This is a genomic window from Variovorax sp. BGA-UO-ETr-C22, assembly GCF_059567965.1.
Genome location: NZ_JCAQPA010000011.1, coordinates 204,231 through 217,441 on the forward strand (window position 1 = coordinate 204,231; position 13,211 = coordinate 217,441).

At 69.4% G+C, this 13,211-nt stretch carries 13 protein-coding genes; 5 read left to right on the forward strand and 8 right to left on the reverse strand.

From position 1 onward, the window contains the following. Positions 1-18: 18 nt before the first annotated feature. The 4 genes from AC57B8_RS20795 to AC57B8_RS20810 all read right to left on the reverse strand — a co-directional run bounded on the left by AC57B8_RS20795 (position 19) and on the right by AC57B8_RS20810 (position 5,169). Positions 19-1,119: a serine hydrolase domain-containing protein gene (locus AC57B8_RS20795; protein ID WP_496480653.1), complete on the reverse strand. Its 1,101-nt coding sequence runs from the start codon at positions 1,117-1,119 to the stop codon at positions 19-21. Positions 1,120-1,234: 115 nt separating this feature from the next. Next, positions 1,235-2,620 carry an L-serine ammonia-lyase gene (locus AC57B8_RS20800; RefSeq protein ID WP_496482229.1) on the reverse strand — a complete coding sequence of 462 codons (1,386 nt, stop codon included), beginning with the start codon at positions 2,618-2,620 and terminating at the stop codon, positions 1,235-1,237. A gap of 4 nt (positions 2,621-2,624) precedes the next feature. Next, positions 2,625-3,794 carry a M20 aminoacylase family protein gene (locus AC57B8_RS20805; protein ID WP_496480654.1) on the reverse strand — a complete coding sequence of 390 codons (1,170 nt, stop codon included), beginning with the start codon at positions 3,792-3,794 and terminating at the stop codon, positions 2,625-2,627. 25 nt (positions 3,795-3,819) lie between these two features. Continuing rightward, positions 3,820-5,169: a DUF3100 domain-containing protein gene (locus AC57B8_RS20810; RefSeq protein WP_495272536.1), complete on the reverse strand. Its 1,350-nt coding sequence runs from the start codon at positions 5,167-5,169 to the stop codon at positions 3,820-3,822. 112 nt (positions 5,170-5,281) lie between these two features. Here AC57B8_RS20810 and AC57B8_RS20815 point away from each other — a divergent pair, with 112 nt between their 5' ends. Next, positions 5,282-6,259, forward strand: coding sequence for a LysR family transcriptional regulator (locus tag AC57B8_RS20815; protein ID WP_496480655.1), 978 nt, complete (start codon positions 5,282-5,284; stop codon positions 6,257-6,259). Between the two features lie 56 nt (positions 6,260-6,315). After that, positions 6,316-6,774 carry a CopD family protein gene (locus AC57B8_RS20820; protein ID WP_307696787.1) on the forward strand — a complete coding sequence of 153 codons (459 nt, stop codon included), beginning with the start codon at positions 6,316-6,318 and terminating at the stop codon, positions 6,772-6,774. Here the strand turns inward: AC57B8_RS20820 and AC57B8_RS20825 are convergent. From AC57B8_RS20825 to AC57B8_RS20835, 3 genes are read right to left on the reverse strand one after another with little or no spacing between them, the layout of a single operon-like run. Beyond that, complete coding sequence (locus tag AC57B8_RS20825) at positions 6,771-7,229, reverse strand: VOC family protein (RefSeq protein ID WP_492683187.1); 459 nt, start codon at positions 7,227-7,229, stop codon at positions 6,771-6,773. The two genes, AC57B8_RS20820 and AC57B8_RS20825, sit on opposite strands and share 4 nt — an antisense overlap. A gap of 13 nt (positions 7,230-7,242) precedes the next feature. Then, positions 7,243-8,481 (reverse strand): CaiB/BaiF CoA transferase family protein, encoded by a 1,239-nt coding sequence (locus AC57B8_RS20830; protein WP_496480656.1) that lies wholly within the window; start codon positions 8,479-8,481, stop codon positions 7,243-7,245. 8 nt (positions 8,482-8,489) lie between these two features. Further along, on the reverse strand, positions 8,490-9,689 hold the full coding sequence (locus AC57B8_RS20835) for an acyl-CoA dehydrogenase (RefSeq protein WP_093057036.1): 1,200 nt from the start codon (positions 9,687-9,689) through the stop codon (positions 8,490-8,492). 185 nt (positions 9,690-9,874) lie between these two features. On the opposite strand from AC57B8_RS20835, the gene AC57B8_RS20840 reads away from it, so the two are divergent. After that, the gene (locus AC57B8_RS20840) at positions 9,875-10,777 is read left to right on the forward strand and encodes a LysR substrate-binding domain-containing protein (RefSeq protein WP_492686847.1); all 903 of its coding nucleotides are present in this window, start codon (positions 9,875-9,877) and stop codon (positions 10,775-10,777) included. Between the two features lie 11 nt (positions 10,778-10,788). Further along, positions 10,789-11,721 carry an AraC family transcriptional regulator gene (locus AC57B8_RS20845; RefSeq protein ID WP_496480657.1) on the forward strand — a complete coding sequence of 311 codons (933 nt, stop codon included), beginning with the start codon at positions 10,789-10,791 and terminating at the stop codon, positions 11,719-11,721. 35 nt (positions 11,722-11,756) lie between these two features. Here AC57B8_RS20845 and AC57B8_RS20850 read toward each other — a convergent pair whose 3' ends face one another. Continuing rightward, positions 11,757-12,263, reverse strand: coding sequence for a GFA family protein (locus AC57B8_RS20850; protein ID WP_496480658.1), 507 nt, complete (start codon positions 12,261-12,263; stop codon positions 11,757-11,759). 114 nt (positions 12,264-12,377) lie between these two features. On the opposite strand from AC57B8_RS20850, the gene AC57B8_RS20855 reads away from it, so the two are divergent. Then, on the forward strand, positions 12,378-13,091 hold the full coding sequence (locus tag AC57B8_RS20855; RefSeq protein WP_496480659.1) for a 2OG-Fe(II) oxygenase: 714 nt from the start codon (positions 12,378-12,380) through the stop codon (positions 13,089-13,091). Positions 13,092-13,211 lie beyond the last annotated feature (120 nt).

Genomic DNA, 13,211 nt, shown 5'->3' on the forward strand with positions numbered 1-13,211 from the left:
TCATCTTTCCTTTGGGGTTCAGGGAGGGGTGGCGGCCGCAGGTGAGGCCACCGGTGCAGCCGCGAGGATGTGTGCCGCGAGCACGGCGAACTGGTCGGTGCGGACCTCGCTGCGTTGGAACCAGCCCTTGCTGTTGTCGACACGGTGCACCACGACGAGGTCGCGCTTGCGATCGACCATCATGAACTGGCCGCCGGCACCCACGGCCAGGAGCAGCTGATTGGGCCCGCGCTGCCAGAACGGGAAGCCCTTGAGCGGCACCCACCACAGATAGCCATAGCCGCTCCAGCCGGGTCCGACGGTCGTGTACGAGGTGGTGCTTTCGGTCACCCAGCCGGCCGGGATGATGCGCTTGTCGTGCCACATGCCGTCGCGCGCCATCAGCAGGCCGATGCGGGCCAGGTCGCGCGCCGACAGATGCATCACCTGGGCCGGGTGCTCGGAGCTGCGTTCGAGCCGGGACTCGGTGTCCTGCGGGTAGCGGAAATCCTGGAACTGCAGCGGCTCGGCCAGGTCGGTCTTCAGCGCCTCGAAGACGCTGCGTCCGGTGCGGCGTTCGAAGATGGTGCCCAGCACGTTGGCGTCCCAGTTGTTGTAGTACCAGAGCTCGCCCGGCGCATGGCTGCCCCGGGCCGGTCGCTCGGCCTTGGCCTGGGCGGTCTCGTAGGCGGCCGGATGGTAGACACCCGAGCGCAGCTGCAGCAGCTGCCGCACGGTGGCCGTGCGTTCGGTGTCGCTGAGCCCGTCCTTGTCGCCGATGCCGAGCTGGCCCAGCGTCTGGTCCAGGTCGATCTCGCCGCGGCCGACGTGAATGCCGTAGAGCACGCTCTTGCGCACCGAGGCCAGGTTCATCGGCTTGTCGATGTCGCCGTAGGCATGCACGAGCACGCCCTTGTCGATCACGAGGTAGGCGTCGGACTTGATCGATGCGGCAAACGCATCGGCCACCTTGAGCTTCGCTTCGGACCAGTGGCTCGGTTCAGCCACGCTCGGGGTGGCCCACTGCGCGGCGGGGAACACGCCGGCCGCGGGCACGGCGTGCGCGGCGCACAGCAGCAGCACGGCAGACAGCGCGGTGCGCAACACGCCGGGCAAGAGACTGCGCGGAAGACCGGCCATGGGCATCTCGACTCCTGAAAGTCGTGCGCCTTGGAAACGACGTGGGAACCTGGGGGCTGCGGGGCCCGGCGCGACGAGCTTCGCATTCTGACGCAGCGACGCCAGCCTTGCTGCCTCAGCACTCCACCACGTTGACCGCAAGCCCCCCCAGCGAGGTCTCCTTGTACGTGGACTTCATGTCCTCGCCGGTCTGCTTCATGGTGCGGATCACGGCGTCGAGCGAGACGTAGTGGCTGCCGTTGCCGCGCAGCGCCATGCGCGAGGCGTTGATGGCCTTCACGGCGCCCATCGCGTTGCGCTCCACGCAGGGAATCTGCACCATGCCGCCGACCGGGTCGCAGGTCAGGCCCAGGTTGTGCTCCATGCCGATCTCGGCCGCGTTCTCGACCTGCGCGGGCGTGGCGCCGAGCACGGCGGCGAGCGCGCCGGCCGCCATCGAACAGGCCACGCCGACCTCGCCCTGGCAGCCGACCTCGGCGCCCGAGATGGAGGCGTTGGTCTTGTAGAGCATGCCGATGGCCGCGGCGGTGAGCAGGAAGTCGACGATGCCCTCGTCGCTGGCCTGCGGCACGAAGCGCTGGTAGTAGTGCATCACGGCGGGCACCACGCCGGCTGCGCCGTTGGTGGGCGCGGTGACGACACGGCCGCCGGCCGCGTTCTCCTCGTTCACCGCCATCGCGAAGGCATTGACCCAGTCCATGGCCGCGAGCGGATCGGCGGCGCCGGCCTGCGCCAGCAGCTCGCGGTGCAGCTCGGGCGCGCGGCGGCGCATGCGCAGCGGGCCGGGCAGCGCCTGCGCGGCCAGCGGGTTGTCGATGCCGAAGCCGCGCTGCACGCACTGCTGCATCACGCCCCAGATGCGCAGCAGGCCCGCGCGCACCTCGGCCTCGGGCCGCCACACGCATTCGTTGCGCAGCACCAGCGTGGCCACGGAGATGCCGTGCGCGCGGCACTGCGCCATGAGTTCGTCGCCGGTCGTGAAGGGATGCGGCACGGCCGCTGCAGCGGCTGCCGTTTGCGCCACCGCTTGCCCGCCCTCGACGACGAAGCCGCCGCCGACCGAGAAGTAGGTGCCTTCGGCCAGCGTGCCGCCGTCGGCCGCGAAGGCCGTGAAGCGCATCGCGTTCGGGTGTTCGGGCAGCGACTCTTCGCCGCGAAAGGCGATGTCGCGCACGCGGTCGAAGGCGATGGGCGTGGCGCCCAGCAGCGCGAGCTGGCCGGTGCGGCGCAGCGCGTCAAGGCGCGGCTGCACGGTCTCGGGCCGCACGGTGTCGGGCGCGTCGCCGAAGAGCCCGAGGATCACGCCCTGGTCGGTCGCGTGGCCGTGGCCGGTGGCGCCGAGCGAGCCGAACAGGTCGACGTGCAGGTGCGCCACCTGCGCGAGCAGGCCGCGCCGTTCGAGCGATTGCGCAAACAGCAGCGCGGCACGCATCGGCCCGACGGTGTGCGAACTGGACGGCCCGATGCCGATCTTGAAGATGTCGAAGGCGGAGAGCATCAGCGCATCATGCGACCGGAAGCTGCTGTTTGACCAGCGCCACCCAGTAGGCCGCACCGAGCGGCAGGATGTTGTCGTTGAAGTCGTAGTACGGGTTGTGCACGTTCGGGTCGTTCGGGCCCTCGCCCGCGCCGATGCCGATGTAGGCGCCGGGGCGCTTCTGCAGCATGAAGGCGAAGTCTTCCGAGCCCATGGCCGGCGGGATGTCGGTGTGCACCTGCTCGAGGTCGACCAGGCTGGCCGCCGCCGCGATGGCCGCGTCGGTCTCGGCCGGCGTGTTGACCACGCCGGGGTAGCCGCGTCGGTACTCCAACGCCACCTTGGCGCCGTGCGTGGCGGCCACGCCGTCGCAGATCTGCTGCATCGCCGCCTGGGTCTTGTCCTGGATGGCGGCGTCGAGCGTGCGCACGGTGCCGCGCAGCACCACGGTTTCGGGAATGACGTTCCAGGTGTCGCCGCCGTGGATCTGCGTGACGCTGACCACGGCCGCGTCGGTGGCGCCGGTGCGCCGGCTCACGATGGTCTGCAGCGCGTTGATGAGCTGGGCCGAGATCACCACCGAGTCGATGCCGGTCTCGGGCATGGCGCCGTGGCTGCCCTTGCCGGTGATGACGATCTCGAAGGTGTCGAGAAAGGCCGTCATGGTGCCCTTGCGGATCGCGAAGCGCCCGCGCGGCAGGCTCGGAAAGTTGTGCATGCCGTAGACGGCGTCGGCCGGGAACTGCTCGAACAGGCCCTCTTCCACCATCACGCGGCCGCCGCCTTCGTTTTCCTCGGCGGGCTGGAACACGAAGTGCACCGTGCCCTGGAAGGGCTTGTGGCGCGACAGGTGCTCGGCCGCGCCCAGCAGCATGGCCGTGTGGCCGTCGTGGCCGCAGGCGTGCATCTTGCCGACGCATTTGGAGGCATGCGCCTGCGTGCCCAGCTCCTGCATGTTGAGCGCGTCGAGGTCGGCGCGCAGCGCGATGCTGGGGCCCTCGCCGTTCTTCAACGTGCCGACCACGCCGGTGCCGGCCAGGCCGCGGTGCACGGGCAGGCCCATGAGCATCAGCGCGTTGGCCACCACGTTGGCGGTGCGGTGTTCCTCGAAGGCGGTCTCGGGGTTGGCGTGGATGTCGCGGCGCCAGCTGAGCATGCGGGCACGGGTGTCTTCGGCAATCTCGGGGTCGCGGTACATGGCGTGAATCTCTCGTGGGATGAAATCAGTGGAAGAACTCGGCGATCAATGTCGCGCCGAGGAAGGTGCCGGCGGTGGCGGTGAGCGACACCACCACGATGCGCCAGCCGAGGCGGCGGAACACGGGCAGGTCCTTCGCGACCGAGAAGCCGGCCAGCGCCAGCACCGGGGTGGTGAAGGCCAGGAAGTTGAGCTTGGCGGTGATCGCGATCAGCGCGTCGGAGAACGGGAACAGGCCCGGGATGCCGACCACGGTGGCCACCACCGAGAGCACCAGCACCATCGGCAGGCGCGGCACGAAGCGCTTGATGGCTTCGACGGCGCCGGCAATCGCTACCACGGCGAGCACGCCTTCGAGCGACACCAGCACCGGCACCTTGTAGGTCACGGCATTGCCGATGAGCACGCCACCGCCCACCACCAGCCAGGCCAGCAGCGTGTCGCGCAGCGAGGTCGGCGCGGCGTGGGCCACGTCGGCGCTCGAGACGTTCGCGCCTGCGTCCACAGCGGCGCCCTGTTGCGCGCCATGCTTCGAGAAGCGGCCCAGCACCGGCTCCAGCTTGCCGTAGAGCCACGAGCACAGCGGCAGCGACAGGAACAGCGTGAAGTAGAAGCCGGCCACGGTGGTCAGCAGGTTCGACGCGGCGGCAATCGCCGTGAGCTGCGGCAGCATCTCGGGCGGGCTCTGCGCGGCGATGGCGCCCAGCGCCGCCGCCATCAGGCTGCCCGAGCCCACGCCGGCGCCCATGGCCAGCGAGCGCGGGTCGAAGATGTGCAGGCTGGCGATGAAGCCCGCCAGCACCGCGATGAAGAGCGCGCCCAGCACGGTGCCGGTGATGTACTCGGCCAGCACGCCGCGACCTTCAGGCGAGGCCATGCCGTACTTCTCTCCGATGATCACGAGGTTGCCCTCGCGACCCACCGAGAAGGTGGCGCCCACAGCCTCGCGCTTGATGCCCAGCAGCAGCGCCAGCGGCAGGCCCAGCGCCAGGGTGCCCAGCGCATGGCCGAACTCCTGGAACAGCAGCGCCCAGCCGGCCTGCTTCACCTGCGGCAGCGCGGCGCCGACCGTGAGGCCCAGCTTCACCACGAACAGCAGCAGGCCCGCGTTGAGCAGGCCGCCGGCCAGCGACTGCTGCGCCGTGGCCACGCGCACCACGCCCGGCACGCGCCGGTGCGCGATGCCCCAGGCGGCGGCCATGAGCAGCGCCCACAGCATCGGCAGCAGCACCACCTTGCCGGGGCCGACGCTGAACTGCGTCGGGCCGATCAGTTCGGCCACGGCCACGAGGACCAGGGTGACGACGAGGAGCTTGAATTTGCCGGCGGCGCTGGAAGGCGCTACGGCTGCAATCGTGGAGGCAGCGGAGGTCATGGGTGGGCGTTTTCGAGGGGTGCCGGCGAGTTTCGGGCGGCGAGCCTCTTGCATCAATGACCGCAAATAAGGATATTCGTTGCATTGAATGCAACACTCGGAGACGACCGCCATGGACGACAAGCTCGACACCCGCCGGGTGCGCTACTTCATGCAGGTGCTCGACAGCGGCTCGGTGCGCGGCGCGGCCGACGTGCTCGACATGGACCCGTCGGCCGTGAGCCGCGCCATCGGCATCCTGGAGACCGAGTGCGGCCTGCCGCTGCTGGAGCGCCACGGACGCGGCGTGGTGCCCACCGACGCGGGCCAGCTGCTGGCCGGCTACGTGCGCCGGCAGCAGGGGCAGAAGCAGCACCTGCTGGCGCAGATGGACAGCATCCGCAAGATCGAGAGCGGCCACATCGACATCGTGGCCGGTGAAGGCTATGTCGACTGGCTCATGCGGCACAGCCTGCGCATCTTCATGGCCAGCCACCCGAAGATCACGGTGAACCTGGACGTGGCCAGCACCGACGAGATCGTGCGCCGCGTGATCGAGGAACGCGCCCACATCGGCATGCTGTTCCAGCCGCCGAAGGACGAGCGGCTCACCTCGCACCAGTCGCATGCGCAGCCGATCCAGGCCATGGTGCTGGGCTCGCACCCGCTCGCGCAGCTCGGGCGCCCGCTGAAGCTGGCCGACCTGCTGCCCTACCCCGGCGCCACGCTGCACCGCAATTTCGGCGTGCGCCAGCACATCGAGGCGGCCGAGATCAGCGAGGGTGTGCGACTGCCCGCGCTGCTGACCACCACCTCGTTCAGCGCGCTGGGCCACTTCGTGTCGGCGGGCCTGGGCTACACGCTGGGCACGCGCATCTCGCTCACGCCCAATGCCGACCACCCGTCGCTGGTCGAGCTGCCGATGAAGAACCCGCTGCTGTCGCAGGGGCGCTCGCACATCGTGTCGCGCCACGGCCGCCTGCTGCCGCCAGCTGCGGCGGCACTGCTGCGGCAGGTGGTGGCAGACATGAAGCGCTATGCCGATTCGATCGCGGGCACGGGCATCGGCAAGCCCCGTGCGAGCACGCGCGGGCGCGGCGCGACGGGTTGAAGGGCATGGGGACTTGCGTTGCGTGCGCGGCCGGTTCGGTGTTCTGATCGGAGCCCATGTCCTACCTCGCTCCCCTCTTCATTCACCTGCTGTGCGCCGCCTTCTGGGTCGGCGGCATGGCCGTCATGCACTTCGCGGTGCGCCCCGCCGCCGTCGCCACGCTGGAGCCGCCGCTGCGCCTGCGCATGATGGCCGCGACGCTGCGGCGTTTCTTCATCGGGGTGGACGCATCCGTTACGCTGCTGTTCGTGACCGGCATCGGTTTGATCCACGCGACCGGCGGCTTTCGCGCCGTGCACTGGCGCGTCGAAGCCATGATGGGCATTGCGCTCGTGATGGCGGCGGTCTATGTCTACATCCGCGCCTCGGTGTTCCGCGCGCTGCGCCGCGCGGTGGACGACAACGCCTGGCCCGTGGCGGCCGCGCGGCTGAACACCGTGCGCCAGCTGGTGACGCTGAACCTCGCGCTGGGCGTGGTGGTGTTCGCGGTGGCGGTGATGGGGCGCGGCGGCTAGGCCGCAGGCCCCTTCAGCTCGACGCCGTTGCCATCGGGATCCTCGATGTAGATCGAAGGACCACTGCCCTCGGCCCCGAAGTTGTTCTGCACCTCGCCCTGCACCGGCACGCCGTGCCGCGCCATGCGCGCGCGGATCGCCGCTTCGTCGAAAGGCTCGATGCGCAGGCACAGGTGATCGACGTTGCGCCCCTCGCGCCCGGCCAGCGCGCCGCCCTGGCGGCCCAGCTTGCCGTCGTGCGTGACGAGGTCGATGAGGCTGCTGCCGGCGCGCAGGTGCACGAGGCCGAGGTCGTCGCGGCGCTTCTCGAGCGTGCAACCGAGCACATCGCAGTAGAAGGCCATGGACCGCGCGGCGTCGCGCACGCGCAGCACGACATGGTCGATGCGCAGCACCGCGAACGGGGCCGCATCGGCAGCGGAAGCAACAGGAGACGAAGCAGGCGGGCGCGTCATGCCCGCCAGTGTGTCAGACCACCCCGGCTGCGCGCAATGCCTCGAAGCGCGAGGCGTCGACGCCCATTTCGGCCAGCACCTCTTGCGTGTGCTGCCCGAGCGCGGGCGGTGCGCGGCGCAGCACGGGCGGCGTGGCCGTGAGGCGCAGCGGGCTCGCCACGCCGGTGATGCTGGCGATGCCGTCACCCGCATCGCGCGGCAGCGTGACGGCCAGGCCTCGCGCCTTGACCTGCGCGTCGTCGAAGGCCTGCGCGATGTCGTTGATGGGGCCGCAGGGCACGGCCTTGTCTTCGAGCAGCGCGACCCAGTCGGCGGTGGTGCGGGTGCGCGTGAGCTCTTCCAGCATCGGGATCAGCACGCCGCGGTGTTTCACGCGCAGCGTGTTGGTCGCAAAGCGTTCGTCGGCGGCCCACCCGGCGTGGCCGGCGGCTTCGCAGAAACGCGCGAACTGGCCGTTGTTGCCGATGGCCAGCAGCATCGAACCGTCTTGCGTCGGAAAGTCTTGATAAGGCGCGAGGCTCGGGTGCGTGTTGCCCTGGCGGCCCGGCGCCTTGCCGGTGTTGAGAAAAGCGCTCGCCTGGTTGGCGAGGATGGCCATGCCCACGTCGAGCAGCGCCATGTCGATGTGCTGGCCTTCGCCGGTGCGGTCGCGCACCTGCAGCGCCGCGAGGATGGCGGTGCTGGCGTACACGCCGGTGAAGAGGTCGGTGAGTGCCACGCCCACACGCAGCGGGCCACCGCCGGGTTCGCCGTCGGGGCGGCCGGTGATGCTCATCATGCCGGTCATGGCCTGGATCATCAGGTCGTAGCCGGCGCGCTCGGCGTAGGGGCCGTCGTGGCCGAAGCCGGTCACGCTGCAGTAGATGAGGCGCGGGTTGGCCGCGCGCAGGCTTTCCTGGTCGAGGCCGTACTGCTTGAGGCCGCCGGTCTTGAAGTTCTCGACCACGATGTCGGCCTGCGCCGCCATCTGCTGCAGCAGCGCCTGCCCCTCGGGCGTGGCCATGTCGATGGTGACCGAGCGCTTGTTGCGGTTGCAGGAGGTGAAGTAGCTGGCCTGGTCGGTGTCGTGGCCGTTCGCGTCCTTCACGAACGGCGGGCCCCAGGTGCGCGTGTCGTCGCCGACGCCGGGGCGTTCGATCTTGACGACGTCGGCGCCCAGGTCCGCGAGGATCTGCGTGCACCACGGGCCCGCGAGCACGCGGGACAGATCGAGGACCTTGATGCCGTCGAGTGCTGCGGGCTTGGTGGTCATGCGTCCGATCAGTTCGCGAAAGCTGCGATGCCGGTGATGGCGCGACCCAGGATCAGCGCGTGGATGTCGTGCGTGCCTTCGTAGGTGTTGACCACTTCGAGGTTCACCAGGTGGCGGGCCACGCCGAACTCGTCGCTGATGCCGTTGCCGCCCATCATGTCGCGCGCCATGCGGGCGATGTCCAGCGACTTGCCGCAGTTGTTGCGCTTCATGATCGAGGTGATTTCGACGGCGGCGATGCCTTCGTCCTTCATGCGGCCCAGGCGCAGGCTGCCTTGCAGGCCCAGCGTGATCTCGGTCTGCATGTCGGCCAGCTTCTTTTGAATGAGCTGGTTGGCGGCGAGCGGGCGGCCGAACTGCTTGCGGTCCAGCGTGTACTGGCGGGCGCGGTGCCAGCAGTCTTCGGCGGCACCGATGGCGCCCCACGAGATGCCGTAGCGGGCGCTGTTCAGGCAGGTGAACGGGCCCTTGAGGCCTTGCACTTCGGGGAAGGCGTTTTCTTCAGGGCAGAACACGCCGTCCATGACGATTTCGCCGGTGATGCTGGCGCGCAGGCCGACCTTGCCGTGGATGGCGGGAGCGCTCAGGCCCTTCATGCCCTTCTCGAGCACGAAGCCGCGGATCGGGCCGACGGTGCCGCTTTCGCTGACTTCCTTGGCCCACACCACGAACACGTCGGCGATGGGCGAATTGCTGATCCACATCTTCGAGCCGCTGAGCGAGTAGCCGCCCGGCACCTTCTTGGCGCGCGTGGCCATGCTGCCGGGGTCGGAGCCGTGGTCGGGTTCGGTCAGGCCGAAGCAGCCGATCCATTCGCCGGTGGCGAGCTTGGGCAGGAACTTCTGCTTCTGTGCTTCGGTGCCGAATTCGAAGATCGGCACCATCACCAGCGAGCTCTGCACGCTGGCCATCGAGCGGTAGCCCGAATCGACGCGCTCGACTTCGCGGGCGATCAGGCCGTAGGCCACGTAGTTCAGGCCGGGGCCACCGTACTGCTCGGGGATCGTCGGGCCGAGCAGGCCGAGCGCGCCCATTTCGCGAAAGATCGCGGGGTCGGTCTCGCCGGTACGGAAGCCTTCGATGACGCGGGGCGCCAGGCGCTCCTGGCAGTAGGCGTTGGCCGCGTCGCGGATCATGCGTTCTTCGTCGGTCAGTTGCTGGTCGAGAAGAAGGGGGTCGTCCCAGTGGAATTGCGCTTTGGCGGCCATGTGGATGTCTCCGGAAAAGGAAGAAGAAACAAAAGAAGGGGGAATGCGGTCGATCGTAGCCACGCAGGGGGCCCGGCGCAAACGATGAATCCTCACCCAGATATGCGCCTGACGCACATCTTGAGAGATACATCTTGTTGATTTACCGGTGAAACCAATCCGCCAGTCATACACTCCCGGCATACATGCGCCGCAAGATCCCGCCCCTGCAGACCCTCGTGTGCTTCGACGCCGCCGCGCGCCACGAGAGCTACACCCGCGCCGCGCAGGAACTGGCGCTCACGCAGAGCGCGGTGTCGCGCCAGGTCGGGGCGCTCGAGGCCTTCCTGGGCGTGGCGCTGTTTCGCCGCACGCGGCACGGCGTGGCGCTCACGGCCAGCGGCGCCGCCTACGCACGCCAGATCGCCCGCCGCCTGGAAGCCATGGAGCGCGACACGCTCGACGCCATGGCGCACCAGGGCGAAGGCGGGTCGCTGTCGCTGGCGGCGGTGCCCACCTTCGCCACGCGCTGGCTGGTGCCGCGCCTGCGCGGTTTTGCGGCGCTGCAGCCCGACGTGGTGGTGCACATCGAGACGCGCACCCGCCCCTTTCTCTTCGCCGACGCGGAATTCGACGCCGCGCTGTACGCCGGCACACCCGCGCAGGTCGAGAACTGGGCCGGCACGCGCGCGCTGCTGCTCATGCATGAAGACGTGGTGCCCGTGTGCAGCCCTTCATTGCTGCCCCACGGCAAGGCCGTGTCGCCCGAAGCCATCGCACAGATGCCGCTGCTGCAGCAGAGCACGCGCCCCGACGGCTGGCGCCAGTGGTTCGACGCGCAGCAGGTCGATGCGCCCACCGCCCGCGGCGGCCCGCGCTACGAGCTGTTCTCGATCCTCGCTGCGGCGGCCTCACACGGGCTCGGGGTCGCGTTGATGCCGACGATGCTGGTGGCCGACGAGCTGGCGCGTGGCGAGCTGGTGGTGGCCTGCCCGCGGCCCTTGTCGGGTGAGCGCAATTACTACCTGGTGACGCCGGAGCGGGCGGACCAGCGGCCGTTGTTGAAGTTGTTCAGTGATTGGTTGCTCGCGCAGGCCCGCCAAGGTTGAGAATGCGCGCCATGCCGCGCGACAGCCGCTCCGAGTACGAATGGCGCATGCACAAGGTGCTGACGCACATCGACGACCACCTGGACGAGGCACTCGATCTCGCGGCGCTGGCCGACGTGGCGCATTTCTCGGCGTACCACTTCCATCGCCTCTTCGCAGCCTGGGCCGGCGAAACGCTGGGCGACTACATCCGGCGCCGCCGCGTGGAGGTGGGCGCGCTGCGGCTCGCGACGCAGCCGCGCCTGTCGGTGCTCGAGGCGGCGGTGTCGGTGGGCTTCGGTTCGGGTGAGGCGTTCACCCGCGCGTTCCGCGCGCGTTTCGGCAGCGCGCCCAGCGCGTGGCGTGCATCGCACGACTGGTCCTTGCCCTGCGATGACCCCTCACGCCATAGCAATCCTGATCAGATCGCCCTGCACGGCTTCACGAAGAATGGATCTCCATCGCGCAACGCCGCGCATCATCAGGAGCCACCCGTGAATGTCCAGCTGATCACCCGCTCTCCCGTCACCATCGCCTACCTGCGCTACACCGGCCCGTTCGGCGCGCCGGTGGGCGCGTTCTGGGCCGAGAAGGCCGCGCCCTGGATCGGCGCGCACAAGCTGTGGTCGCATGCGCGCTACGGCATCAGCCACGACGACCCGAGCATCACCGCGCCCGAGCACTCGCGCTACGACGCCTGCGTGGAAGTGCCCGACGATTTCGTGCCCGATGGCGGCTTCCAGAAGACGGTGCTGCCGGGCGGACGCTATGCCGCGCTGCGGTTCCAGGGCCTGCCCGAGGAGATCAACGACGCATGGACGCGCCTCATGCGCGACTGGCTGCCCGCGAGCGGCTTCCAGTTCGACAGCCGGCCCGCGTTCGAGTACTACGCGCCCGACATGGCCTTCGACGAGAAGACAAGCGCGTTCGAATGCGACATCTGCATTCCGATCGCGCCGCTCTGAAAGGCGCGGGCCGGCAACTGGCCAGCGCGGCGTGATCAGCCCTTCGCGGGCCGGGCGCCTTCCCGCGCATAAGCTTCGATCATCGCCGGAAAGGCGTCCATCGCAGGCAAGGTGCCGAAGCTGTGCTTCGCGGGCGTCGTGGCCCACGGCAGCTTCTCGTCGGTCCAGGTTTCCGCAAAGGGCGCGACCCATTCGTGCCGGTCGAGCATGGTGGCGCGCAGGTTGACGAAATAGTCCATGCCCTCGGTGCGCGTGAACATCCAGCTCTTGCAGTGCGGGCAGAAGAAGTGGTGCGACTCCTCGCCGTGCAGCCCGCCGATGACGGGCTCGCCCGACACCACTTCGAAGCCCGGCGTCGGAATGGCCAACGACAGCGAGAACGCGCTGGCGCTCATGCGCTGGCAGCCGGTGCAGTGGCAGGCCATGGCCAGCAGCGGCGGTGCGGTGATGCGCAGGCGCACCTGGCCGCAGCGGCAGCCGCCGGTCCAGGGGAGTTGCCAGTCGTTGGCGGTGTCTTGGGGGGTGGGGTTCTGGGTGCTCATGGAATGCTTTCGGGCTTGGTCGTCAGGATGATCGCTCAAGCCGGGCCCGGCCCCACCGAAACCCGCGTCCGAAAACGGCGAGCCCGCATCCCGCCACCGCGCGACACTGCCCGCATGAGTTCTTCCGTCGCCGCCCGCATCCACGCCCTCGACTGGCCCCGCATCGATGCCGACCTCGCCGCGCGCGGCTGTGCCGTCACCGGGGCGTTGTTCACGCCCGCGGAATGCGCCGCGCTCACGGCCATGTACGACGAGGGCGCGCGCTTTCGCAGCCGCGTGGTCATGCAGCGCCACGGCTTCGGCCAGGGCGAGTACCAGTACTTCGCGAACCCGCTGCCGTCCAAACTCGTGGCGTTTCGCAGCGCGCTGTACGAGCGCCTCGCGCCGCTGGCCAATGCCTGGGCCACTGCGATGGGCCAGCCGGCCGACTACCCGCCGGACCATGCCGCCTACCTCGCGCGCTGCCACGCGGCGGGACAGCTGCGCCCCACCCCGCTGCTGCTGCGTTATGACGAAGGCGACTACAACTGCCTGCACCAGGACCTGTACGGCGACCTGCAATTTCCGCTGCAGCTCACGGTGCTGCTGAGCCGGCCCGGCGAAGACTTCACGGGCGGCGAGTTCGTGCTGACCGAGCAGCGCCCGCGCATGCAGTCGCGCGCCGAGGTGGTGTCGCTCGCGCAGGGCGAGGCCGTGGTCTTCGCGGTGAACCAGCGGCCCGTGGCGGGCACGCGCGGCAGCTACCGCGTGACGATGCGCCACGGCGTGAGCCGCGTGCGCAGCGGACAGCGCCACACGCTGGGCCTGATCTTTCACGACGCGCGCTGAATAGAACGAACGTCCGTTCGCAATCAAGCCCTCGGGCGCAGCAACATCGCACCAAGCGTGCAAAGTTGCACACATGTACCAAATACAGGCGAAAATCCCGCGCGCATCCGGGGGATTGCC